22 protein-coding genes and 3 CRISPR repeat arrays are annotated in these 26312 nt (G+C 43.1%); of the genes, 4 read left to right on the top strand and 18 right to left on the bottom strand.

Features of this window, described 5'->3' with window-relative positions; translation table 11 throughout:
- Positions 1-235: 235 nt before the first annotated feature.
- The 6 genes from KAI37_RS10230 to KAI37_RS26320 all read right to left on the bottom strand — a co-directional run bounded on the left by KAI37_RS10230 (position 236) and on the right by KAI37_RS26320 (position 6039).
- A complete protein-coding gene (locus KAI37_RS10230; protein ID WP_076294174.1) occupies positions 236-1420 on the bottom strand; it encodes an aminotransferase class I/II-fold pyridoxal phosphate-dependent enzyme in 1185 nt (394 codons plus the stop codon).
- 1 nt (position 1421) lies between these two features.
- Positions 1422-2351 (bottom strand): D-alanine--D-alanine ligase, encoded by a 930-nt coding sequence (locus KAI37_RS10225; protein WP_076294175.1) that lies wholly within the window; start codon positions 2349-2351, stop codon positions 1422-1424.
- A 101-nt stretch (positions 2352-2452) separates the two neighbouring features.
- Positions 2453-3943 carry an aminotransferase-like domain-containing protein gene (locus KAI37_RS10220; protein ID WP_076294176.1) on the bottom strand — a complete coding sequence of 497 codons (1491 nt, stop codon included), beginning with the start codon at positions 3941-3943 and terminating at the stop codon, positions 2453-2455.
- Between the two features lie 365 nt (positions 3944-4308).
- A CRISPR array of direct repeats spans positions 4309-5147; the repeat unit is 32 nt; unit sequence ATTTCAATCCACGCACTCATATAGAGTGCGAC.
- Positions 5148-5372: 225 nt separating this feature from the next.
- Entirely contained in the window at positions 5373-5486 is a 114-nt protein-coding gene (locus tag KAI37_RS10215; protein WP_231517282.1) for a CRISPR-associated endonuclease Cas2, read from the bottom strand.
- Between the two features lie 250 nt (positions 5487-5736).
- Positions 5737-5865: a CRISPR-associated endonuclease Cas1 gene (locus KAI37_RS26325; protein WP_258383086.1), complete on the bottom strand. Its 129-nt coding sequence runs from the start codon at positions 5863-5865 to the stop codon at positions 5737-5739.
- Positions 5866-5871: 6 nt separating this feature from the next.
- Positions 5872-6039, bottom strand: coding sequence for a hypothetical protein (locus KAI37_RS26320; RefSeq protein ID WP_256703364.1), 168 nt, complete (start codon positions 6037-6039; stop codon positions 5872-5874).
- A 247-nt stretch (positions 6040-6286) separates the two neighbouring features.
- Between KAI37_RS26320 and KAI37_RS10205 the strand changes: the two genes are divergently transcribed.
- The 4 genes from KAI37_RS10205 (at position 6287) to KAI37_RS10190 (ending at position 9381) form a co-directional block, all read left to right on the top strand.
- Positions 6287-6997 carry a YrpD family protein gene (locus tag KAI37_RS10205; protein ID WP_345945628.1) on the top strand — a complete coding sequence of 237 codons (711 nt, stop codon included), beginning with the start codon at positions 6287-6289 and terminating at the stop codon, positions 6995-6997.
- A gap of 59 nt (positions 6998-7056) precedes the next feature.
- Positions 7057-7878 carry a copper amine oxidase N-terminal domain-containing protein gene (locus tag KAI37_RS10200; RefSeq protein ID WP_256703367.1) on the top strand — a complete coding sequence of 274 codons (822 nt, stop codon included), beginning with the start codon at positions 7057-7059 and terminating at the stop codon, positions 7876-7878.
- 271 nt (positions 7879-8149) lie between these two features.
- Positions 8150-8533, top strand: coding sequence for a hypothetical protein (locus tag KAI37_RS10195; RefSeq protein ID WP_076294178.1), 384 nt, complete (start codon positions 8150-8152; stop codon positions 8531-8533).
- Positions 8534-8757: 224 nt separating this feature from the next.
- Positions 8758-9381, top strand: coding sequence for a hypothetical protein (locus KAI37_RS10190; protein WP_025722394.1), 624 nt, complete (start codon positions 8758-8760; stop codon positions 9379-9381).
- A gap of 677 nt (positions 9382-10058) precedes the next feature.
- A CRISPR array of direct repeats spans positions 10059-11123; the repeat unit is 33 nt; unit sequence ATTTCAATCCACGCACTCCATACAGAGTGCGAC.
- 180 nt (positions 11124-11303) lie between these two features.
- On the opposite strand, the gene cas2 is transcribed toward KAI37_RS10190, so the two are convergent.
- The 12 genes from cas2 to KAI37_RS10130 all read right to left on the bottom strand — a co-directional run bounded on the left by cas2 (position 11304) and on the right by KAI37_RS10130 (position 26134).
- On the bottom strand, positions 11304-11594 hold the full coding sequence (gene cas2 / locus KAI37_RS10185) for a CRISPR-associated endonuclease Cas2 (protein ID WP_023988276.1): 291 nt from the start codon (positions 11592-11594) through the stop codon (positions 11304-11306).
- Positions 11595-11604: 10 nt separating this feature from the next.
- Complete coding sequence (gene cas1c, locus KAI37_RS10180) at positions 11605-12636, bottom strand: type I-C CRISPR-associated endonuclease Cas1c (protein WP_220031165.1); 1032 nt, start codon at positions 12634-12636, stop codon at positions 11605-11607.
- The gene (gene cas4 / locus KAI37_RS10175) at positions 12633-13292 is read right to left on the bottom strand and encodes a CRISPR-associated protein Cas4 (protein WP_076294180.1); all 660 of its coding nucleotides are present in this window, start codon (positions 13290-13292) and stop codon (positions 12633-12635) included. The genes cas1c and cas4 overlap by 4 nt, the downstream gene beginning before the upstream one ends.
- On the bottom strand, positions 13279-14154 hold the full coding sequence (cas7c, locus tag KAI37_RS10170) for a type I-C CRISPR-associated protein Cas7/Csd2 (RefSeq protein ID WP_076294181.1): 876 nt from the start codon (positions 14152-14154) through the stop codon (positions 13279-13281). Before cas7c ends, cas4 begins: the two co-directional genes overlap by 14 nt.
- Before the next feature lie 43 nt (positions 14155-14197).
- Positions 14198-16144, bottom strand: a complete 1947-nt coding sequence (gene cas8c / locus KAI37_RS10165; RefSeq protein WP_220031164.1) for a type I-C CRISPR-associated protein Cas8c/Csd1 — start codon at positions 16142-16144, stop codon at positions 14198-14200.
- A complete protein-coding gene (cas5c, locus tag KAI37_RS10160; protein WP_076294183.1) occupies positions 16145-16861 on the bottom strand; it encodes a type I-C CRISPR-associated protein Cas5c in 717 nt (238 codons plus the stop codon).
- A gap of 113 nt (positions 16862-16974) precedes the next feature.
- Entirely contained in the window at positions 16975-19458 is a 2484-nt protein-coding gene (cas3, locus tag KAI37_RS10155) for a CRISPR-associated helicase Cas3' (RefSeq protein WP_220031163.1), read from the bottom strand.
- 3 nt (positions 19459-19461) lie between these two features.
- Positions 19462-19776 (bottom strand): hypothetical protein, encoded by a 315-nt coding sequence (locus KAI37_RS10150; protein ID WP_061829402.1) that lies wholly within the window; start codon positions 19774-19776, stop codon positions 19462-19464.
- A 466-nt stretch (positions 19777-20242) separates the two neighbouring features.
- A CRISPR array of direct repeats spans positions 20243-21084; the repeat unit is 32 nt; unit sequence ATTTCAATCCACGCACTCATATAGAGTGCGAC.
- A gap of 247 nt (positions 21085-21331) precedes the next feature.
- Positions 21332-22141 (bottom strand): SDR family oxidoreductase, encoded by an 810-nt coding sequence (locus KAI37_RS10145; protein WP_076292683.1) that lies wholly within the window; start codon positions 22139-22141, stop codon positions 21332-21334.
- A 261-nt stretch (positions 22142-22402) separates the two neighbouring features.
- A complete protein-coding gene (locus tag KAI37_RS10140) occupies positions 22403-23239 on the bottom strand; it encodes a hypothetical protein (RefSeq protein ID WP_013309993.1) in 837 nt (278 codons plus the stop codon).
- A gap of 12 nt (positions 23240-23251) precedes the next feature.
- On the bottom strand, positions 23252-24004 hold the full coding sequence (locus tag KAI37_RS10135) for a vWA domain-containing protein (protein WP_220031162.1): 753 nt from the start codon (positions 24002-24004) through the stop codon (positions 23252-23254).
- 84 nt (positions 24005-24088) lie between these two features.
- Positions 24089-26134 (bottom strand): serine/threonine-protein kinase, encoded by a 2046-nt coding sequence (locus tag KAI37_RS10130; protein ID WP_220031161.1) that lies wholly within the window; start codon positions 26132-26134, stop codon positions 24089-24091.
- Positions 26135-26312: the final 178 nt, after the last annotated feature.

Here is a 26312-nt window from a genome sequence, read left to right as displayed (position 1 = left end):
GCACCTGGACAGACTCGCTTTTTGGCTTAGCAACAAATACCTGCCTGAACTTATTTCACCTCTGCCAGTTCTGCCAGTTAACTCCAAAGCTGAACGTTCTGGCTTTGGGTAAATACATCCGGAAATATCCACTACATTGATCAGAAAAATACCTTTATGTCTTCGAAAATCATAAAGGTATTGTAAAATATTTTATGAAGACGTTCGGCAAAAGTTGAGTTATTAACCCTGTTCATCATACCGGCTGCATTACCTGCATAAACCTTCCCATCCGTTCCAGCGACTTCTCCAAATCGACGAGCGAGGCTGCATATGAGCAGCGAATAAAGCCCTCTCCGCCTGATCCGAATACATGTCCAGGTACAACCGCCACCTTCGCTTCCTTCAGCATACGAAGTGCAAACTGCTCAGATGACATGCCAGTAGAAGTAATTGAAGGGAAGGCATAAAAAGCCCCCTCAGGCTCATGACAAGCAAGCCCGATTGCATTCAAGCCAGCCACAAACAGCTTGCGACGTTCATTGTAGCTCGCCATCATCTCATCCTTGGCAGCCAAGCCATGGCGCAATGATTCCAGCGCGGCAATCTGTGCAATGGTGGGCGCACACATGGCTGTGTACTGGTGGATTTTCAGCATGCCGGCAATCAGCTCATGCGGACCGCACGCATAGCCTACCCGCCAGCCTGTCATCGCAAATGCTTTGGAAAAACCGCTGATGACAATCGTACGCTCCTTCATGCCCGGCAAAGAGGCGATACTTACATGCTTTCTCCCGTAAGTCAGTTCGGCATACACTTCATCCGAAATGACGACCAGATTATGTTTGATAATGAGCTCTGTAATCGGCAGCCAATCCTGCTCCGTCATAACTGTTCCAGTCGGATTACAGGGATAATTGATCATAAAAACCTTTGAATGAGGAGTAATTGCCGCTTGCAGCGCTTGCGGGGTCAGCTTGAATTGCTCCTCTGCCGTAGCCGCCACCTCTACAATTTTACCGCCATGCAGATGGGTAATGGGTTCATAGGCAATATAGCTTGGTGCTGGAATCAGCACCTCGTCACCTGGATCGATCACTGCTCGCAGCGCCAGATCGACGGCTTCACTGCTTCCCACGGTCACGATCATTTCCTGCTCAGGGTCATAGGAAAGCGCGAAACTGCCGAAAAAATAAGCAGAGATCTCCTCCCGCAGCTCCATCAAGCCGGCATTCGAAGTATATTTCGTCTGCCCTTCACGCAATGCCTGAATGCAAGCTTCACGTACCTTTTCCGGTGTAACGAAATCAGGCTCTCCGACCCCAAGGGCGATTGTATCTCCTCCTGCTGCATTCAGATCAAAAAAAGTGCGAATTCCCGATGGGCGAATATCCCGTACACGCGAGGATACAAAACACCCTGTACCCTTTTCATTAAACATATTACGCCATCCCCCATTCCTGTTTACGCTCATGGAGCGAGCTGGCAATAATATGGTCCAGCAGTTGTGTAAAGGTTATACCCGCAGCTGCGGCACTTTTCGGAAGCAGGCTGTTGGCGGTCATACCCGGTAATGTATTCACTTCCAGCACATAAGGTCTATCCTGACACAAAATCATATCGACCCTTGCATAGACCTTGCATTGCAGCAGCCGGTAGCTGGCCAGTGCCGCCTCGCGCACACGCTGCTCAATAACAGGAGGAAGCTCGATCACCTTCTCCTCAGCGCCGCCGACCTCATATTTCGCTTGGTAGTCGAACCACTTTGAACGAGCAGAGCTAATGCTAATAATCGGCAATACCTCGCCATCCACGATCGAGCAGGTAATCTCCGTCCCTTTATAATAGGGCTCAATCAAGATCGCTTGATCCAAGCTGCAAGCCTCCTGAACAGCTGGTAGCAGCTCCTTCTCATTTTGTACAAGCTGGATGCCAATGCTGGATCCCCCCGTATTCGGCTTCACAATTACCGGGTAGCCCAAACGCTCCACCACCTGCGGATCATAATCGTCCATCCCCTGCCAACAAAGGCCTGCAGGCGTATGCACACCTGCTGCCTTCAGCAGCGTCTTGGACAACTGCTTATTCATGCATAAGCTGCTTGCCAGGACACCGCTGCCTGTGTAGGGAATGCAGAGCGTCTCCAGCGCTCCCTGCACCGTGCCGTCCTCGCCATACTGACCATGCAGTGCCAACAGCGCGATATCAATGCCTGTCTGCTGGACCTGCGTGATCAAATCCGCTCGCTGCTCAATCACCATTGGAACCACTTCATAACGGCTGCGATCCAAATGATTGATCATCTCTTGACCTGTCTGCAAAGAAATCTCACGCTCAGAGGAAATACCGCCCATAATAACACCAATTTTCATCATGACACCTCATTTTTCTTCAAAATCTTTATGTGGTTACGGATTGTTCTTTTGATCGCTGGTGCTTCTTCAGAACAATATTCCGTCTCTGTAGCTCTTTTCTAACCATTATGCTTAAGAAAGTTAAGCGTCTGTTTGCCGATTATTTGAATACCCCGTTCGATATTTTCATCTGTTACTCGTGAAAACCCAAGCCGCAATGTATTCGTCCCTTCGCCTTCTTGAATAAAAAACTTGTCTCCCGGTGTGAAAATGACGCCCTGTTCAGTGCAAGCTTCTAGCAGCTGGCGCGTATTTACACCTGTCGGGAATGTAAGGAACAAATGCAAGCCCCCGTCACCAGACACCTGCGCCTCAGGAAGATGTGCTTCACAGCATGCCTTTGTCAGCTCATATTTGCGCTTATACTCTGTACGTGCTTTTTTTACATGTTTATCGAAATTTCCGTTAAGCATATATTGGTATAAAATCGATTGATCGATTGTTGAGGTATGAATGGTGCGCGCACGCTTAATGCTTTCCAGAGTGTCAATCAGTGCTCGGTCTCCAAGCACCCATCCTACACGCAAGCCAGGGAACAGCACCTTGGAGAAGCTGCCAATATAGATTACCCCGTTCCCTTGCCCTGCTGTCGCTATTAAGGGCGCAATGTGCGCTCCCGAGTAACGCAGCTCCTCATTGAATCCATCCTCGATCACCGGAATCTGATGGCGCGCCATTAATTTCATAACAGCGCTGCGCTTTGCCGGCGACATGACGATGCCTGTCGGATTATGATAGGAAGGAGTCAAATAGGCCAAATCGAAGCTATTGTTCTGCAGTACCTCCTCTAGCCGCTCTACATCAATACCGTCACACTCCATCGGAATGCCAGTAATCTCAAATCCTTGCAACTTCAAATTTTTGATCGCTGTGTGATGGGTCGGATTTTCACAAATTGCCGCTCCGCGGCGTGCAGAAGGGCGTAAAGCCGACAGTACAATGTCAAAACCTTCTGTAAACCCGCCTGTAATCAGCATATCCTTGCCAATTATATCGACGCCTTTGTTCTCCATATAATGCATCAGATAATCAATCAGCGGCTTGTAGCCCTTGGCATAGCCGTAGTTGAGCAGCACCTGCCCTTCAATTGCCATACGATCCATAAAAGCTCGCCTTACATCCCCCAGATCAAACAGCTGCTCATCCGGAGCGATGCTTGTGAACGAGATAGTTCCCTTTTGGGCACAAATGCCCTGCTTCATCATATCGAGATCAACAGCCGATACAGCATACTCGTTCATTCTTGCCTTCCAGTCGACCTCCCAGGTGGCAGAACCGTCAGATCCTCCGTTATCTACGGCCGACTGGCCCACCATGGCGGCCACATAACTACCCTTTCCGGGAATCGCATACGTAAACCCGTCATCCTCCAAGCCTTCATAGGCTGCAATGACTGTATTGCGGCTCACCTTAAGCAGAACGCTCATTTCTCGTGTGGAAGGCAGCTTCTGATCCGCCTGAAGCGCCCCTTTTATAATTAAACGATTGACGTATTCTTTTACTTGTATCGAGAACGGGCGGTCACTGACGAGCTTGAAATCCTGGAACATCCTTCATCCCCTCCCCCTATAATGATGGCATACAAGACGAGTGAAAAAAAAGAACCACCGCACTGGATTTTTCATCCTTCGGTGGTTCTTCCGCATTTTATCCCCTGTACGCCCTCATATTCTTGCCTCATTCCCCCGCATCATTGCCTCTCATCGCGCCCATCGCCAGCATTGTACATATCACAAAGATCGTTTCACTTCGATTTTATTTTCTTCCTTCTGCAGCTGAAGCCCTGAGAACTATGCAAAGCATACCAGTCAAACAAAACCATATGCCGTAACGACTGACCGTGAATCCTGCCGCATCGTCAATTGTCACATGGAGTGCGCCTATTTCTTTCTTGAGGACGTCCTCCATTCATCATATTTCAATCCACGCACTCATATAAAGTGCGACCCAATAAAATCGGTGCAGCTACCGTTAATCATTTGTCATTTCAATCCACGCACTCATATAGAGTGCGACCAAAGCAATGGTATAGCCGCTTTGCAAAAGGAATTAATTTCAATCCACGCACTCATATAGAGTGCGACTTCCCAGCAGCCGAAGTCATTTGACTATGACGTATTTCAATCCACGCACTCATATAGAGTGCGACTCAAAAAGTGTTCTGATATTCACGTCTCCGTTGTCATTTCAATCCACGCACTCATATAGAGTGCGACTCGACCAACAAAAGCAAAAAATAAATGAAATCACAATTTCAATCCACGCACTCATATAGAGTGCGACTGGCGTAGTTGCTACGTCCTTTACGCTCTGGCACAATTTCAATCCACGCACTCATATAGAGTGCGACCCGGAGTCACGGAGTTTATAAACGCAGTATAAGGAGGATTTCAATCCACGCACTCATATAGAGTGCGACTACGGCTTTGATTGGACTTCGCGCCTGGGCAGGGATTTCAATCCACGCACTCATATAGAGTGCGACTCCAGCTCCAAGGCACTATCATCGGTGTGGATGTATTTCAATCCACGCACTCATATAGAGTGCGACGTTCCAGCTCCAAGGCACTATCATCGGTGTGGATGTATTTCAATCCACGCACTCATATAGAGTGCGACGGCCTTTTGTACTGTATAATAGTTCTTACAGGTAATTTCAATCCACGCACTCATATAGAGTGCGACCTGAATCCAGGCTAATAAAATCGGGAAATCCGTTTGAATTTCAATCCACGCACTCATATAGAGTGCGACAGCGAAAATGCAGTAATTGATTATCTAATGATATCATTTCCATGCATTTTCGAAAAAAGCAATGTCTAAAAGGCTTAAATTAACCATTGACTTTTTCTCACTGATAGCATTTTCTATACTTTTCGACAAATTCCGAGGTGCGAAGGACCCGGGGTTTTCATGTGAGCTTCACATTCGCACCTTATAAAATCAGTGAGCTTTCCACATTGGAAGCTTCCTTAGCCCCTATATGCTCTTCTTCTTTTTATAGCTATCACCCAAATTGTAGAAATGCAGGCTAAGTTCTCTTTCGTCTATTAATTCTTCTAGTTCATACTTTAAACGTCTAAATTGGGTCAAATCCAAAATACATTCAAATAGAGATACATAATCCTATCCTGTTTCATTGTACCATGCCTTCATTACGATTTTCCTTATATCATCGTTTCATCATGACATCCCATTTTCTTTTTTTGTAAAATCCTTTATCTAATCATTTTCTTGTTAATCAAAATCAGGACAAAACAGTCGGCATACGCCTCGAAACTCTTTCATCATATCCGGTGTCAAGGAGGCTCATCCCGGATGATCTCTATGCAGAAAACCTACATTAGCATCCAGCCGACGGCTTCCAGTGCTGATTCATATAATTGGGCAGCAGTGTATAGGCAAAAGATAACAAAGCATTCACATGATCTAACGGCGGGCGCTTATGGCGTCCATGGAAGTAAAAATCAATTTTTCACTACAAAATCAGTTCATCCCAAACGGAATTGTACTGAACCGCCTCCCTCCCCTCCAAACAGCGTAAAATCACCAGCTCCTCCACTTCTCTGTGATGCCATGCGTTCATGATGACAGGACATTGGTCAGATTTAATTCTGCCTGGATGATAATATAATCCAGTTTTCATATAAATACCTCAATAGTCCCTGTTTATATCATCATCATACGAGATTGAATGTACATCATAAGTGCTGGTAAACAAGGAAAGTTTAACGCAGGAAGTTATCCCCCTGGAACCAGTGAGTCAGGTTACGTATAAGAATTCGAATTCATCCCTCACATCCGTAACTGATACTACGTATAAAAATAATAGGTATAAAGATTCAACGGGGCAGTTATATACTTTACCCGTATTACAGCCTAAACTAGCGTGTATGGGAAATCACTTATTAACACCAATGGATTTTAGCACTAACTCCGCGAGCTTTCCTGAATGTCGAGACCTGAGAAACGTGCCGTATCGTTCGGTATGGTCACATATAGGGTTTGCATGGGCTAGTACACGGGTTCATTTACCAAGTGCTAGAGAGATTCGTGATAATAATAGTGGTTATAATGGAAGCACAGGATTTATCTATATGGGTGGTTGGAGTAACACCAATATGGCGGTTGATGTTGGTTTGCAGCATAGTACAAAATATAATGACTGGGCTCCTTTTATGCTTATTGAAGGTGTGAAGAACCCTTATACTTTCAAGCCACGTTTTGAACCCGATCAGGAAGTACAAATGAAATTTTATGTTCCTTCTGACGGTAACATTGCCTTGACTGTAACAGGTTATGCAGACGGTGAAAAGATAAGTAGGAGCTATGTCGAGCCGGCCCCAGGTTGGACTGCTACTGGCAACGGTAACCTTATCAAAAGAACGACAAGTATAGGGCAGATACAAGATCGACAAGACTATAATGATGGATCTTACATTAGAAGAGTTCGTTGGGCCACATCCTATATCGGTTCAAATTCAGAAGATAATATCCCTTGGCGTAACAGTCAAACCTATGATTATTGTTCTATGCCACGGAGTAAAGTTGAAGTGGATTACGTGCATGGAGGAGAGGAAACAGACAGTATATTTTTAGACTGAATTTTTATGAGAGGGGCTGCTTCGCCCCTCTCTTTTAAGGAGGAAATTTTGTGGGAAAGATGTTGTTCAGAATTATGCTTATAGGTGCATTGTTTTTTTGTTTTTCTCAACCCAATACAGGAAAAATGTCAGCTCAGAGTATAGCTCCAAGCACTCCATTTTTGAAGATTAACAATTACTATGTCTTGTTCACAGCCCCCAAAGCACCTTATATTGATCAGAACAATCGCTATATGGTGCCTTTGAGATCCATTAATGATTTGTTGGGAGGACAGACTAAGTTTAACCCAACTTCTAACACGGCTACAATTAAGTTTGGAACACACAAGGTTAAGATTAAAATGAACTCCACTGAGATTGTTACCGACTCGAACACGTCCGTGATGGATACCGTCCCTGTACTTTATAAAAATGCGATGTTTGTGCCTTTAGGGGTGCTTACTAAGTACTTAGATATACACCAGGAATGGGATCAGCAAAATAAACTGTATTCCCTCTCTGGGAAAGAATTAATGAAGACACCTATGATGGAGAATGTAGAAGATTTGGATCATTTTAGAGAACAAGTGGATAATGAAAATGCATTCCAGTTGTTATCGTACAAATTGACTATGGGAGAAAAAATTCATCTGGCCATTACAGCTAAGAATGTGACAGGGAAAAAGATTAGTGAGAGCATTGAAGATTTAAATACTACTTTTATTTTTTCTGACAATAGCACAGCCGGGGAAAATAGAAATCGTAAAAGACCAAATATAGATAAGGATGAAATTGTAACTCGCGAATATGACATAGATTATGTGAAAACAATTGAGAATAATAAAATCATCAAAAATGAGCTGTCGTATATTCTCTTTAAGGGAAGAACGCTAAAACCATAGAATCCCTTATGTGAAATGGTACTGTTTTCCTTGCAGATGGGTCGTAGGGTGTGAATTGAGTTAAAAATAAAGCTGATCCAAGAAGGGATCAGCTTTACTTTTGCCATTCTAATTATGTAGCCATACAGAGGTTTTCATTCTCCTCCTCTTATCAAGGCTACTGAAATAAAAAAATGACAAAAAATATTATAATATGGAAACTTTTTGCTGAATAACAACGTCTATATAGTTGATCGTTGATTTATAAAAAATTCCATAGGAGGAACAAACATTGAGAAAAGTGAAATGGAAAAAGAAATTGATGATCACTTCAATGACATTTGTTTTATCTTTAATGGCAGCAACAGTAAGCGCTGACACTGGAGCCGCGCATATTAAAATTGGTTCTATATCAGGTGGGGCAAGTAATATCTCCTATTGGTACGATTCATCTCTTTCAACATACGGCCAAACTGGTGCTGTAGACAATGCGAGAAGTAAGTGGGATGCAACATCATCTAGAATTGGATGGAGTTCTGGAAGTTCCTCAAGTGCAAAATTAAAAGTTTATGCCGGGAATTACTCACTTCCTGGAGGTACTTACGGATCAACCTCTTACTTTCTTTCTAACGGACAGCAAGTTGACGCTGGAGCCATAACAAATGGGTCAAATTAAGATGTGGCTAGAGTTGTATTAGATGCAGGCTGGACAAGCGGCTGGTCACAATCAGAAAGATTTATGAATGCTGGTCACGAACTTGGTCATGTACTTGGCTTAAACCACTTTCAAAATGCTCCTGCTCATGCAGGAGAACATTGGATGAAATCAGGTAGATATGCTCTCTCATCACCTACATCAACAGATACTTCACATGTGGTTAAGAAATGGGGGAATTAAACATGCGGAAAAAACTGGTATTGACGGTCGCTGCTTCTCTAGCGCTTGGGATGGGTATTTTCTCCTATTCATATTCAAATAGTGCGGCAATAAGTAAGCAAGCCCAACATAATGCTAATCCAATTGCTATGAAAGACCCTTCATCTATATTACGTACAGGTGAAATTGAAGCCAACCATGCAATTTTCACAAATGCAGATGATGCGGAAGCTCAATCCGATGCTGTAGTTAAAGTCATTGCAACCGGAGAAAGCAAAAATGTCATTGAAAATTTTGATTGGGGGCCTTCAGGTAGAACAGAAACTAAGGTCAAAGTAACTAAAGTATATAAAGATTCCATAAAAAAGGAAATCGGTTCTGAACTTGTAGCATTCGAGCCTACCTATGTGATCCAAGACAAGCAGGGCAGTATTAGAATGAATTATGAAGATTACACACCAATGCAAGAAGGGAAGGAATACATCTTATTTTTAGTATGGAGTGAACCGCTTGGTGGATATTGGATTAATGCTTTAGAACAAGGAAAGCATGATTTATCTGGGACTGATGCAGAAGAAAAAACATTACAAGCTACTAATAATCAGTATAATGAGCTGAAGAAAAGTGTATTAGAAAAATATAAATAATGACTGGCAGGTAATAACTTATATGTGCCTTTTCAGACAAATGTGCTAATAGGTCCTAGGGCTGTGAATTGAGTATAATTATGTAGCCATACAGAAGATTTCAATCTCTCCTCTATCAAGTCCAGTTCGTTCAACTCCAGTGCCGCATTTGTCTCAATTACTCCCACATTCCTTCTTCATCCATTGTACTGTGACGTTCCCATCTTATTACGTATTTCGAATACTCTAGTATCATTGAAGCAAGCAGCTGTGTTTTTTCGCCATACGTTAGTTTGTATTGTTCTGAGATTTTCATTAGAAGAGATTGAACACCTGCCTCAAAAGCGTCATTGTCTTCTTCCTTACTCCAAAAAGTAGCGATAATGCGCCGGAGCCAATACAAAACCTCCTTATGAAATATGCTACCTCTCCAATACGCACTCACATGGAGTGCGACGTACGAGGCTGTCCCTTTTCACCAGTATCTTCAAATTTCAATCCACGCACCCATATAGAATGCGACTTTAGCTTCTACTGTTAATTCTTCAAGTCCTAGCAAATTTCAATCCGCGCACTCCACACAGAGTGCGACTCCTTCGGTACACTATACTGGTTCATCTCTGTTACCTATTTCAATCCACGCACTCACATGGAGTGCGACCATAGCGTGTATTTTCTGCACGAAGCATTTTCTTTACATTTCAATCCATGCACTCCATACAGAGTGCGACAGCAGCTCTAATAGCTACCCAAGGAGAGGGGATAGAGATTTCAATCCACGCACTCCATACAGAGTGCGACGTGCCGGTTCATCAGGACCATTGATGCCAATAAACATATTTCAACCCACGCTCTCCATACAGAGTGCGACGGGCAGTTCATGGGGCAAATTTTCATTTGTTTGGATTATTTCAATCCACGCACTCCATACAGAGTGCGACCGAGCCGACTTCGGTACTGGTTCGTACTCCGAATATTTCAATCCACGCACTCCATACAGAGTGCGACGATCACTACGTATCGCAAAACTCCTCTACGACACAAATTTCAATCCACGCACTCCATACAGAGTGCGACGGTAAAAACAGTGAAGCTTCATACCTTGCCTATTGCCAATTTCAATCCACGCACTCCATACAGAGTGCGACCACATTCGGGAACGACTGGAGCGCTTGAACGCTCATTTCAATCCACGCACTCCATACAGAGTGCGACTTGGTTATTGTAGATGATGATGAACTGAGAGATCGATTTCAATCCACGCACTCCATACAGAGTGCGACTACGAGAATTGCAGAGTACAAGCAGAAAGTGGGCCTATTTCAATCCACGCACTCCATACAGAGTGCGACTGTCTCCCGAGGGAGATGTCTGCTCCAATATTGGCTATTTCAATCCACGCACTCCATACAGAGTGCGACGAGAGGTCAGCGGGTACGAGGCGGAGATGTTAGAAATTTCAATCCACGCACTCCATACAGAGTGCGACATGGGAAAGCTCGCGCATTATTATACCGGAGCATAAGATTTCAATCCACGCACTCCATACAGAGTGCGACATTGTTAATAAGAAAGTCGATATCTATTTGAAGCAATTTCAATCCACGCACTCCATACAGAGTGCGACCGGAGTCACGGAGTTTATAAACGCAGTATAAGGAGGATTTCAATCCACGCACTCCATACAGAGTGCGACCAAGGCTTGGAGCTACACGACCACATGGATAGATATTTCAATCCACGCACTCCATACAGAGTGCGACAGCGAAAATGCAGGAATTCATACCCTAATGATATCAATTCCACACATTATCGCAAAAACTGATGTCAAAAAGGCTTGTATCAACTATTGACTTTTTCTCATAGACAGCATTCTAATGCTTTTCGACAAATTTCGAGGTGCGAAGGACCCGGGATTTTTATGTGAGCTTCACATTCGCACCTTATAAAATTAGTGGGCTTTCCATATCGTAAGCTTCCTTTGCCCCTATATGCTCTACTTTCTTCTTGTAGTTATCTCCTAAGTTGTAGAAGCGCAAGCTGTCTTCTTTTGGGTCTATTAATTCTTCGAGTTCATACTTTAAGCTGCGGAACTGGGTCGAGTCCAAAATACATTCAAACACAGAATTTTGCACCCTTTGTCCGTGATCTACGCACTTTTTCGCAACCTTTGCCAGTCTTTTTCTACCTTCTCTGTCTACTGTACTTACATCATACGTGATCAAAATGAGCAAGTGTTCACACCTACTTCCACAAAAATGGAGGGTACTCGTCCAGATCTCCCCGAATATATCTAGCCAAGAGCAAAGCCTGTGAATAGGGCACCAGTCCCCAAGACATTTTCTCATTCAAATAAGGATGAATCATTTTTTCCTGTTTTCGTTCTTGCCATGCCTTCAATACGATTTTCCTCGTATCATCGTCCATCATCACAGCCCCGTTTTCTTTTTTGTAAAATCCTTTCCCATGAATAAATTTTTTGTTAATCAATGTAAGGACAAAACGGTCGGCATATACTCCTCGAAGCTCTTCCATCACATCCAGTGCCAATGAGGCTCGCCCTGGACGATCTCTATGCAGAAAACCTACATAAGCATCCAGACCGACAGCTTCCAGTGCAGATTTCATATCGTTGGATAACAGTGTATAGGCAAAAGATAATAGGGCATTCACATTATCTAGCGGCGGGCGCTTATGGCGCCCATGGAAGTAAAAATCATCTTTTTGCTGCAAGATCAGCTCATCCCACACGGAATTGTACTGAACTGCCGCCGTCCCCTCCAAACCGCGTAAAATGTCCAGTTCCTCCACTTCTCGGACTTGCTTCATGATCTCTGTCAAAGAAGCGGTCACCTTCTTCATGCGTTCCGTATCAATACGAAGTGGATAATCCCTCGTTGCCCGTTCCAAAATCCATTTATGGTTATATATTTTGCCTATAATCATATTTCTGGCTACAAGAGCACTTCTTCTATCATCATCGGAAATCCGGTACTGTTCTTTTCTCAGTACCACATTTCCCCGGCTTTCCCCGGTAACTCTCGCCAGGAAGCGTCCGCTTCGTGTCATAAAGGTTAGGTCTATATTGCGTGTTGCACAAGCTCCCATGAGGCCTGGACTGGCCCCTGAATAGCCAAAAGTGCAAACCGCCTCCAAATTGTGCAAAGGATACCGTGCAAGAATGGACTCTTCTTGTTTGATCACGATATTTTCCCCATCTAGTGACAAGTACGTATCTGGCATGGTCACAAATAATGTGTTTAGTAATTTTTTCATTCAGCTATCCTGCTTTCAATAAAGCTTGAAACTGATTTTTTATTCAGTATTTCGGGAACACATATGTTATGTAGTGAGCAGCTCAGGCAGTGTGGTCCCGCTTTGGCTTTAGGTGTATGATTTCGCTCAAAATAATGCCGCATTTCCTGCAAGCTTGTACGCACACGCTCTCGGTCAGCCGCCGTGATGATTACCTCTACACGGTGTTTGATCTCATCGTAATAAAAGTAGCCTTTTGAAATCTCACACACGAGCATTTCTTCAAGACACATCACTTGTGCGACCAATTGTGCATGATCCGAGTCATTTCGTTTCGGTTTGCCACGCTTGTATTCAACAGGAAAAGGAAGGTAGGTACCTTCCTCCCCTGCAAGCGGAACACCAAGGGGATCACATTTGAACTCTACCACGTCACAGATTCCTGTAATTCCAAGCTCTCTGGAATGTACAGGTAACGCGCGTACGATGAGCTTATCCCCTCTTTTTTCACGAATCATGGGCTGATCGGCTTTCCTGTGCAAATGATTGCCCTCAATCGTCCGCACGTTTTCTTCCCATTGCTGCTCAATGTGAATAAGCGCCCACTGCCTTCTACAAAAATTAAAATGCTGTAAACCGGATAGCAGCAAATAATCTTCTTCGTTATAGCCCAGCATACTCTTGGACCTCTAAGCCTTCGAGCGGTGTTAATATACATTCATAATGTGTATCAAAAGATTTGTCGATTGCACTTACATTTTCTTTCGGTTTCACTTCCAAAGATCGGTGTACTTTAGCAGATGAGTATTTTCCAAGTTTGGACTTGTGCTCCCACCAATAAACTTTATGAACCTCCATACTACCGTCAGGACGAGCGGATGAGACATCATTTTCAAATAACGAAATCAGCGCATCTTTGATCTTTCCAGCATCTTCGTTGGTAAACCCTGTTTTTTCAGCTAGCTGCGTATTGATACTTCCTTTGAAAAGGTACACGCCGAAATCCACCCGATGCTTCATCCCCATCGTATCGGAACCTCTTTCTTTCCCCGGTTCGGAGTTTACACTTTTTGTGATTTGTATACTTGTAATATCAATAGGATCTATACTGGTTGCCGTATGTATAGATACAGGGCCTCTTACCCCAACGGACACTCCTGCTCCCTTACTCGCCGCCTTGAACGCAAATACTTGACCGAAGCTACGAACATCTATCCATTCCTGACAGGCAATTTTAGCAAATTCATCACTTGAGCCTTCCTTGCCCTTGAAGAATTTTTCCAATTCAGGATTGGAATCTGCACGTTCTCTTAAACTATTAAAAGTATCCGATTTACGATCAATAGATTGAACAAAAATAGACTCTCCCATGTCTTGCAGACGATTTCTCAATTTCCGTTTCAGAGCCACATCTGAAATCTCACCATAACCATCATAATTTTGCCGCGGACGATTACCATTCAGGGGATCGCCATTGGGATTTGCTCTAGTAACCGACAATACAACTGCAAAATCAATTTTGTGATCCAACACGGACATATAATTACTCTCCTTTAATGTACCTACATATTTTTAAAGTTACTTAGGATTTCTGCTGTTCATTCATGTCTAAGGTGTTGTTCTCTTTGTTGTCGTTATTACCCTCAAGATCTTTTTTATGATTATTATGGTAGATTTCATAGCGTTGGCTACTGAGTCCTAGCAAGTATTTCCCAGTCAATGGCTTATTGTTGAATTCGTTGAAGGGGATTTTGTGAAGCACTTCATCAATCATATTGGAATAATAGCTTAAGCGTTTACCAAGTCTGGCCTGATGTGGCTGCAAGGCATTCTGAATGGTCCTCCAGGTTCTTTCCGGATGTTGTGAGAATGCATTCATATATCGGATTGCATTGGTAGATCGCTTCTCATCCTTGTCTAATGCGCTTCGTTCCATCACATCTGCTATCGCTAACAATCTGCCAAATAAATAACTGCGATCCATATTTTCTTTATCTAATGCCACATTGTATCCCTCCCGTTGGTTAACCAAAGCACATGTCACGCTCAGTGTTTTCTCCCATTCCCACTTGTCCATGGATACCGGGTTAGAGGCGCGGTTAATAGCACTCCTCACAATATCCTGAGGAATGTTTTGACCATCTACTATACAGGGGAGCATTCGTTCCATCAAACCCTTAACGAGTTTATCATTAGCCTTTGAACCGTATGCTGCAAAAGCAATATCTTTCGTTGCTGGAGCACCCCAAAATTGTAAATATTCACCCTGCTCATCCTTCCGATAGCGATGAAGCCATACACAGGTGGAATGCCAGTGAATAAGCTTTTCAAAATACAATTTTTTATCCAAATTACGATAATAGATCACAGCCATCCGCCCTGTTGTTGCTGAGTCAAGTACAAGAATATTGACTTTTGCTTTGGAATTAGATTTGACAGCTAGTGTATTGGCATAACCCGTTAACGCTTTGGCTAATTCAAAAGCAAACTCTTCGTTTGTATGACTTTTTATTTCTTTAGCCTTGGATGGCAAGCCCATTGCAAAGATATTATCATTTTCGGTAAAATTCAGAATACTCGGTTCATCATTTCCCCACACTAGAAAAACTCGTTGCTCCATGACTTTACCTTGACGGTTAATGAGCCATTTTAAGGCATTATGAGCCTTTTGAGATACTTCATAACTGATACTTGCAGCTTCATGACTGTGGGCAAATCGTCCTCTGAACGTGAATCCACTCGTATCATTGGCGGAAATCAACTTCGCCTTATCCCCGGAATTTCTGATTTTATTGGCATGCTTGTCTGTGCTAGGGAGCTGCCTTCCGGTAACATAGCAAATGTCTTCTTCTCCCAGTAATTGACTATAGTAACCAACAAATGAATCGTACACTTCTTTATCTTCCCATACTTTAGCTAAAACTTTATCTGGAGAATACACATTAAAACGAATGAATACACTCTCTTGTTCACCAGGAACTGCTGTAAATATAGGTGGTTTTTCCCCATGAATAGGTTCGTACTTCTTGTCCCATGTACTTATTAATTTTTGATCCGCATCAAGATATAAAATAGACATGTCTACTAAGTCTTTAATCAGGCAGCGCTTGCTTAAGTAACGGTATATGCTTTTCACCTTAGAAGTAGCATAATCTGAAGTAGCCCAGCCTTCCAACTGCTGAATATAAGCAGAAAACGGCTCTTCTTTTTTTATTTTTCCACCATATGCTACAAAATCTCCGGCAACATAGCTTAATTTATCATGCAGCGGATAAGGTGATATGACAGAGCCGGCTCTACTGGCGGATTTTTCAGTAGAAGGAATCAATGTACTAAACTCATTTTTATCCAATATCCTGGCTGAATGAAAATCACCTTGTTCTGTAACTTCGACTTCGATCTGCGCATTTTGGGTCGTGTGGGAAATAGGCAACAATGTATATTCACGATCATTATGTTTCTTCTCAATCACACCAACACGGTCAAGATTAGATTCATACGTTTCATATAAATTTAGCAACCAGCTCATTTAATTCCCCCACCCTTCCCATTGCGCAAGCAGCTCATCAGCGGATTGAACGTTATTTTCATCAAACCGTTTAGGTTGCATATTCGCTATTGTGCGAACTTGAGTGCATTCCTCCGGCCGAATAAAATCAATGACTCCGTCCTTCATTACTGGATTCCACAAACGGACTTCCATTTGATCCCTGCCTGTCTCATCTGGATAGTTAATTCCATGTACCATATTGCCTAAATGAATGTCACCATAGTTATCGTAAAAACCTGCTTCTATACCAAATTCACAAGGCTCTACATAAGCTTGACATTCTCGTGTACCTAGAAAAATATCTCTACGTCCACCAGCAAGTAATGATCGCTTGAGAATGTTATGATGCTTATTCTCATTACGGTCATATTCCATCTCGGGACGATGCGGATTAAATACAAAATGAGCCTGAACCTCATAACAGGGATCTTTCAAGTAAGTATAATTAGCAAGGGTATTACCACCACCATATTCGATGGGACGAACGCCTTTGGATTCCATCCGAATTGCATGAAGGACACGAACTTTGTCTACTACCATCATAATCGTAGGCTTCCAATAAATACTTTCGACAATACCTTTTAACGCCTGATACGTTGGGACACTATAAGTTAATTTCTCTCCACCAAGTTTGGTTAGTGGATCTGTGAACAGTGCATAATCTCCATAAACTTTAAATTCGATCGCATTTCTCAACTAGCATTTACCTCCTTTCTATGACTATTTTTTCTAAACCCAGTACCAGAATATTACTTTTGGCAGGGTCAGTCAATGTAGATTATAAGTCCCTAGTCCCAATCAAAGAGTTTTTAAAGGATAAATCCACTATGCAGACTGTCATTTTCAAGGTTAAGTCCATAACAGTCATCATAAGCTCCATCGGTTAGTGCATATATTTTTCCATCCAAAAAAGAAACTAACCCCTTATTTTGATCTAATCGGTCTTTCTCATAGTTAAATATATTAATAGTGAATTGTTGTGCCCTGCGTAACAAATCGGTAAGGTCTTCTATGCTTTGCTGTCCATTTAGGTCTGCGATGATCTCCTTTCCTTCTTTTTCTCCATCCCCATAAGGAACAATTACCGCCGTAGTATGATCCTCAATGACTTGAAAATGGTCCGCTGCGGTCCTATAGCTATTCGCTAAGAATAAGGGAAGAATCGTCTCATTTTCTTTGCAATAAGATTGAAAATAAGTATTTTCTATACGATTGGCATATAATAGTTCAGTCATGTTTTTTCTCAATTTAGGAATAAAATAATTTAAGTCGGTCTTTAACTCGGAATAATATTTTTGAAAATATATTTCCATGGACTGAGCTGATAATACGTTTCCGCCTAAGCAAGTTTTGTTACGTTTTAAGTCAATGAACATTTTTCTGGAAATCTCTTTACCTATTCTGATTTCTTTTAATCGCTTGAGATCTTCTTCTTCATGATCAATGACATATACTTGCTTCATTCTATCTTCTCCGTGGCGATTACATCTGCCCGCCGCCTGAGCAATGGAATCCAAACCAGCCAAGGACCGAATGACACACTTAAAACTGATATCCACTCCCGCTTCAATTAATTGTGTACTGATGCAAACGACAGGCTCTTTATGTTGCAGGTGATTTTTAACTTTCTCCAATATGGAATTGCGATGAGCTGGACACATGGATGTACTTAAATGGTAGATCGGGACTGTACCGCTTCCTTCTTTTAATCTGTGATATAGGTTTTTCACCACTGTTTTTGTATTTAAAATAACGAGCACGCTTTGTTCATCAGCAAGTCTTTCCTCAACAAAGTCGGCAAGTTTCTCTGTATTAAATTTCATATCCGTTGCTTTATCCACAATTTCAACCCGCTTAAACGCTTCTATAACCTGGTTCAGGTCATGCACCATTTCTGCATCTGGTTCGATCTCTAGCTTGTTATGTACAAAATCCAATTCGGGTTGTGTAGCCGTGCAGAGAACAATACCTGAATGAGCATATGTTTTCAAAAAATTCACTGCTTGATTAAATAATGAAATACAATGAGTAGGGACTTTTTGTACTTCATCAAAAATAATGACAGACTCGCTTAAATTGTGAAGTCTACGGATATTTCTACTGCCGCCAGCATAAAAAACATTTAAAAATTGCACCATTGTGGTGAAAATGATCGGCGAATCCCAATTGTCCTTAGCCAGCTTTAATTTTTGACGCGTACTCACAATTACATCTTCAAGCTCATTACTCTCTCCCTCTTCTACATCGTCCATGACCACATTAGAGTGATGTTCCAGAATATTCGCATCGTCCACTATTATTTCGCGAACTTCTCGGGCATTTTGTTCAATAATGGTCGTAAATGGAACGACATAAATAATATGTTTCTTCTTAAATGTTACAGCATGTTTTAAGGCATAACGAAAGCTGGCGAGCGTCTTTCCACCGCCTGTGGGGATCGAGAGCGTATGTATTCCAGAGGGCCTTTCTGCAAACTGTTCGCATTGTTCGGACATTTCTTTTCGAAGTAGATTAATAGGTGTATTGGCATCCCTGGCTGCTTGTAGGGATTTGATGTGCATCATTAATTTTTCGTAATACTCATGAAATAACATTTGGTGATTCATTGCTTCAACTGCGATCTTATCGCCTGTGTTCTTATTTTCTTCAAAGCAGCGAGTATTGGTTCGATCTGCATCGATCAAAGCGCTAAACACAAACTTGGATAAATACATCAATTTGAGTTCAAAATCTGCCTCATCATCTCGGTTCATATATTGATCCAACTCAGCCTTTGCTTGATTCACATAATCAAAAAATGTAGATTTCTCCATGACCTGCTTATAGAAAAACGCTACTGCATCTTCAAACCCTTCTATCTCTAGGTCACGCACCCGATACAAAAATCTTGATTCCAGCTGTGGGTTTAAAAAATCCTGCAAATAAGAATGGTGTGAAATAATAGCGTTTGCTACAACTTCGGTCAATACATATTTGATAAATAAATCCTGCTTATCGAATGTGCCTTGAGGTTGAATGTGAAAAAGATTAAATAATAACTTTCCACCCGCACTAGAATGATCTACACTTCCTCGTTTCGGTGGATTGTCAGGATTTTGTACCGCCAAACGTATGTAATTTTGAAACTTTTCCGTGTACTTCCCCAAGTCATGAAGCATGCCAGCGAGTCCGGTGATATGTCGAATACCTATTTTGTCTCCATAAATTTCTGCTAATTGTTGAGTTTCCAATAGATGTTCGGCAACCGTTTGAATCTCTTGGTCGCTTTCCCGTATGTGGGCGATATATTGCATTTTTTAATCTCCTTTAATTTTCTTCGTGAATAACCTCTTCCAAGTAATGACTAACCACATCGGAAGCCAAAAAAGCATAAATAAAATATAGATCGCAGCAATAACACCTTTCTGACCTATTAAATGATAAAGATCATGTAGAGATTGATAAAGACCCTCTCTAGCTGTTGACAGTTCCTCATCGTTTTCCTCTTGGTTCTCTTGCTGCATTTCCTGTGCACGTTCTGTTAATTCCTTAGATACAAACCAATATCCCACGATAAGGCCTATACCTAGATAGATATAAAAATATAGACCAGGAATGAATAATAAATTCATCTATTTTCCTCCTTTAAGCAAATACTTAATCTGTATAATCGTGCCTTAAGGTAAATAGCGACAGCATCTACAATCCCCACTTGGATATTTCCCGTTGTTAAGTGAATTCATAGATAATGCTAATATAATTGTCCTCGCGTTGTAATTTCTCTTCCTTTCCTCTCTTATCTACTTAATTCAAGGATTTCGGTTTCACACCCATAGCTCTATATTCATTTTATGACTTTTAGGTGGTTATTGTGAAGAGACTTGTATTCCGCTTAAAATACTAGATTCTCTTCTACTTACTAATCATATTAGATCTATTCTCGTTATGTAAACAAATATTATTTATAGTCATGTGGAAATAGTATTTTTAGAGAGAACCAAACTAATAATCTTAAAGTTCATAAAACAAATTATATATTGGCTCCAATCATGTAAATTCTGCTGAGAGTTGTTATGCAAGGTTGCGAACACTATAGATACTTCAATCCACATACTCGTATAGAGTGCGACGTAGTCGAATTTTCCGACAGCTTTGCCTGAATAGTCATTTCAATCCACGCACTCATATAGAGTGCGACCTTTATGGTATGGACGGACTACAAATTGTAATGAACTTATTTCAATCCACGCACTCATATAGAGTGCGACAATAGCACGTCCGCTCGATATTGATTTTTTCGAAATTTCAATCCACGCACTCATATAGAGTGCGACTCCGATACATCAAAAGATCCAAATGTTTTATTTTTATTTCAATCCACGCACTCATATAGAGTGCGACTTAAGTTTCCAGCCAAGAGAAAAGGCAACAGGTATAATTTCAATCCACGCACTCATATAGAGTGCGACGAAAATTTGCAAAGCGTCCCCATCGTTACCCGTTATATTTCAATCCACGCACTCATATAGAGTGCGACTCTATATCCACCGCGGATGTCGAGGACAACCAGATCATTTCAATCCACGCACTCATATAGAGTGCGACGCAATCCTCCAGAAAACTTCCTAAGTGCAACAAATATTTCAATCCACGCACTCATATAGAGTGCGACGGTTTTGCACTGTACCCTATTGTCGTCATGCAGTGGATTTCAATCCACGCACTCATATAGAGTGCGACGACATGGTAACTGCTAAGAGTTTTTGGGTTTGGACATTTCAATCCACGCACTCATATAGAGTGCGACGTAGACGGTGAAGGCGTTGTATATTACAGCCAAATTTCAATCCACGCACTCATATAGAGTGCGACTACGACAGTGTAGATGATTTTAAAAAAGCTGAAGATATTTCAATCCACGCACTCATATAGAGTGCGACTGCGAAAATGAAGGAATTAATACCCTAATAATATCAATTCCATACATTTTCGAAAAAAAACGATGCTAAAAAAGCTTGAATCGACTATTGACTTCTAACCAAGAAAGCTAATCCGAATCCATTTCGACAAATTTCGAGGTGCGAAGGATCCGGGGTTTTTATGTGAGCTTCACATTCGCACCGTAACCAAGACAATACACTCAGGATACCACAAAACATTTCTCCATCCCAGAGAATGCTCTATTTTCTAAAACAATAACGACTCTGCTCCATCAATGACAATTTGTGCGCCAGTAATGTGACGCGAATGATCTGAGGCCAAAAATGTCACCAAATCAGCTACCTGCTCGGGTTGACCCGGTCCATCTGCCAATGGTTGTCCTCCTTCGGGAAACTTGACGGGGATGGCAATTTGCTTTAACCCTTCCGATTTCTCCGTGGTTTCATCAATATTCGTCGAAATGGCACCCGGATAGATGACATTCACACGAATACGAAACTTAGCCAGCTCCAGCGCAGCCATTTTAGCAAAACCAGTTTGACCCGCCTTCGATGTGCTGTAGGCTGACATCCCAAAGCTGGTAAAGCGCTGATTTCCATTAATGGAGCTGGTAATGATAATGCTACCGCCACCGTTCTTTTTCAAATGCGGTACTGTATACTTCACCGTCAGAAAGGTGCCATCCAGATTGGTAGATAATGTTTGCCGCCAATCCTCAATGCTCAGATCCTCGATCGGTCCGACGACCCCGTTAATCCCGGCATTAGCAAAAATGATATGCAGACCGCCAAATAATTCAACCGCTTCCAGAACTGCTTTTTCCACACGCACCGGATCGGCAATGTCCACGTCAAATGCCCGCGCTGACCCTTCACGTATAGCATTAATTTCTCTTTCTGTCTCCAAAATGCGCTCATTACTTACGTCAAAAAGAGCGACATTCGCTCCTTCTCTAGCCATTTGAATGGCCGTTGCCTTGCCAATGCCAGAACCAGCCCCCGTGATTAGAGCGGTTTTGCCTTCAAAGCGTGCTCCTCCTGCATATGTGTAGCTCATATGTATCGCTCCCTTTCAGTAATCTGTATAATCACAAGATTACCCAAAAGGATATACTTTATAATCACCATTTTGCGCATTTTTTGCTATTCCTTTGCGATATTTAAGAAAGGGACGAATATTACGCGCATTAACGCGTCTTTCCTTCTCCTCCTCGTTACATTCTATAAATATCTTAACGAATCGTATTTTTCTATGTATTCATCAAAAAAAGGACGTTCTACAACCATGGATATGGATGTAGAATGTCCTTTTGCTTATTTACCACTGCAGCTCAATAAATGCAGCATCATCATCAAGTCCCCCGGTATGGGATGCATCCAGCAATACCTGTATCTGCTCATCAGGGACAGGCTCGCGAATGGGGTCCAAATCGGATAAACCGTCCGTATACACCTGTAATCTCATCGGCATATCTGCGGGTATACTTCTTTCATACCAATGAGGCTTCCCTCCAATCGGCCCACGACTTGTAGACCAGCGCTCCGCTGTAGAAAAGGTATGATCGAACAACTCGCTAATTTCCTCGGCACCGTTCCATAGTCGCAAACGTGAATCCCCTTGCCAGGCAAGTCGGAGACGGCCACGGCTACCACGCTTCGGCAGTTCGATTTTTCCGCAAATATACATGGACTGACTTCCCTGACGACGTTTATCTTCCAATACAGAACGCATTAAGCCTGATTCGTGATCCAAAGGCTGCCGATCCAGTTCCTCTGCCGCTGTACCTGCCAAACGTTCAAGGTACACTCTCAACTGATCAGCAGACAGATCTTGTCCCCGTTCCATCCAATCCAGTAAAGAAGAACCCAGATAGCGGGCTGCAAAATCTCCTCGGTAACTGAGCCCGACACCATCACACAAGACAAAACAACAGACGGATTTATGAATACGTACTGCGGCGAAATCCTGTCCGCTTTCTCCCATACTGGCAGATTCGGCAGATCTTCCATAGCCATAACGACACATAAAACGACTGTGATGAGATGATAAAGGCTGATCGCCTGTCTGAGAGCTTATGTAAGCAAATTGCTGAGTCAGCCTTGCATTCATTCCCTTTTTTTTGCTCGCGGGGAGCAGGGACAGCAGTGGATTCATGCTTTTACCTCCTTACCGTACAGGCGTTGCGGCCGACATTTGGAACCCAATGGACACCAGTTCCGCACAGGTTCCGGGCAGCATCATAATGGCTCCTTCACCTAACTGATAATCTGCCTCAAATAGCATTTCTCGATAGCTTTCAGGCAGTACAGAAGACATATCACGCAATTTCACAGCATGTTCATCCTGCAACGGCGTATTATGCGTCAGACCTCTCCAGCGACGGGGGTCCTGAATAGGCGCTTCTAGCAACCTGTCGGATAAAAATATATTTTCCACTAGTACATTACCGTCCGGTACACTCATGCTCATAATGCGCTTCGCAATTGGTTCCGGATCATCGCCTGTGGAAACCCCATCTGTCATATGACAGACCAAAGGTGCAGGACAATCCTGCATTCCTGGTAATTCAGCCTGCAAAATACGTTCAGCTTGCAAGAAGGCTTTTGCTGAATCTGAGAATCGTTTGGGTGTCAAATCGGGCAACGAACCAATGGCCGCGATTTCATCAATTCCCTTGACACCATTCAGCAGATCATACACGTCGTCACTATAAGCTAAAATCGCAATCCGATAGCGTGCTGTCAGCCGATTTCCTTTGGTTGATCGGAAAACCATCTGCCGGATCGCCAACGATATAGCTTCATATACAACGTCAATACGCCGCCGCCCCTCCATCAGCATGTTCATCGACGCGCTGATGTCAATCAGGTAAATGATCAGGGCGGGAGTGCGTTGTGAAGCCTGTATTGTATAATTCATGGTTTGTACATGCTCCCCTCAGTTACCTTCTATCTTCATCTGTTTTGTAGCTATCATTCCGCCCATATATAAACATATGAAATATTAAATTTTAGGCAGTCTAAAATTCGTATCGCCTAAAAAATTATAGATCGAGGAAGCCCGATATCCCACTTCGCCTACCGAACGATAATAAGAAGGATTACTATCATATAGTGTTCTAAAACGCTTCGCAAAGCTCTTTGCCTTCGCAGCGCTTCCACCTTCCTGAGAGGCATATGCCTTGTTGTACAGGGAAATAAGCTGAAGAACGTTCTCCTTGTTTCGTGCATGCATGGACTCTTTTTGCTTTTGTTCCGCCTCGGCTGCTGCCTTACGAGCTGCCTCTTCCTGGGCGGCACGGGCTTCCTGCTCCTTTTTCAAAGCCAAGTATTTTTCATACTTTGCCTGTTGATCATACGCTTTTTGCTTCGCCAACTTGGCAGCCGCCTGCTTATTTTGTTCCTTTTGGGCGAGATAAGCTTCATATTTAACCTGTTGATCGATAAGGGCTTGCTGTTTCTTCTGCTCTTCCTGTTGCTTTTGAGCAGCAAGTACCTGCTGTTTGGCCTGCTGTTCCGCTTCCTGGCGTTGTTTCTCCGTCAGCAATTTTTGAGCGGCTTCCTGCTCGGCTGCCAGCTTTTCCTCGGCCGCCTTTGCAGCCTTCGCTGCCTCTTCCTGCTTGGCTGCCTCGATTTGTCGCTGATTGGACTGATCTGCAAGAATATTCACGGCTGGGATTCCAGCTGCCAGCAGAACAACCGCGGCCGCAGTTGTCACGATAAACGCTTTGGAGCGATACCAGGCTTTTGATTTTTCAGGTTGCTCCGGCGTCTTGGGATTCAACTGCTCCTCTAGCCCTGTGATCGCAGCCGACACCTCCACATGCAGAGGACTGCCGTCTTCTACAAAATGATACAACGACCGGTATACTTCCAACGCTGCAGCAGGTTTGTTTTGCTGCTCCAAATCACGTGCCTGTTGGAACAGCTTATCCGTTACCCCACGCTCTCCCTGCTCCAGGGCAGCCTGATTTAGCAGTGCAGCCTGTTCAGCTTTGAGCGGTGCAGGTGCTGACAAAGAGGGTGCAGCTTCATTGGCAAGGCCACTTGCCGCTGCCGATTCTATTGTTTCTGTCGCAGCAGGCTCCGGTTCTATAGCCTCAACTGGAATTTCCTGCTCAGTAACCGCATTAAGTACAACCAGCCATTCGCCAAAAGTAGGGCAACTGCTTAAATCCTGACTATCCCAGGCACGACTGAACAATTCTACCACCTTGCTGCCCCAACGGGATTCAAGTGATTTTCGTAAAATAAAATAACGTTCGCAAGGCGTCTGCATTTCATGCTGATCAAAATAACTTTCGCCCCACGCTTTGTCGACTACTACACGGTCAGACCAGCCTAGCATTTCTCCTATAATAATTGCCCCTGCAAAACGGTCTGCATACGCACTCCATAACCCGCTGTGGACGGTACGATGTGCGGCATACCCTGGCGAACCTGCCAATAGAGCGTCTGGACGATCCATTTTAGTACTATACATTTGTTCCACGTCCACCAATTCCACAGCTGACGTGCCTTGAGGCAGTTCCACTTCAGAAAAAAACGGAAGCATCACATTCGGCGCCGATAAATCACAGTGCGCCAATCCTTTTTGCTCCATAGCTGAACCGATCCCTGCCAATGCTCTGGCTAAAGCCAGACTATCGGAAGCCTCAAGCTGACGCTGATCTGTGAGACAATCGAACCATGTCATACCATGAACCCATGGCATCAGCACCGCATACAGCAAATCAGGCTGCTCGGCAATCAGACTTCCGTTTCTTTCTGGAGTGAGCACATCACGCTTGCATACCTGCAAACCAGGAATATCCCCGTATGCTTCCATATGCTCAGATTGATAAACCATAGCCGGGATGCGGAACTTCGGAAAAAACACTTTAAGGGCTTTTGCCTCATGCGGTGCTCCGTTTTTGGCATTCAGTTGATATACAATTCCCTGCCGCCCTGCTTGAGCATAGGCTAAACCGGGTGCAGCGGGATGTCGTCCAACCACATAAGCTGTGCCGTTTATGATCAATTCGTCTCCCGGATTCGGTTGAAAAGACATGAAACATCCCTCTCCTTACATCATTCAGTATGCTAGTTTTCCTCACCTTATTATATACATCTATGGATGGCAAGAAAACCGGGTATCCGAAGATCGCCCGGTTTTTCCTGAACATCCTGTGCCAAACCGTGAGGAATGGCTCACATATTGCTTCTTATAGAGTGGTATATGATAAGTT

It is taken from the genome of Paenibacillus sp. S25 (genome assembly GCF_019454085.1).
GTDB lineage: Bacteria > Bacillota > Bacilli > Paenibacillales > Paenibacillaceae > Paenibacillus > Paenibacillus polymyxa_B.
The sequence above is the reverse complement of the archived record's forward strand: the minus strand, read 5'-3'. Positions and strand labels throughout refer to the sequence as shown.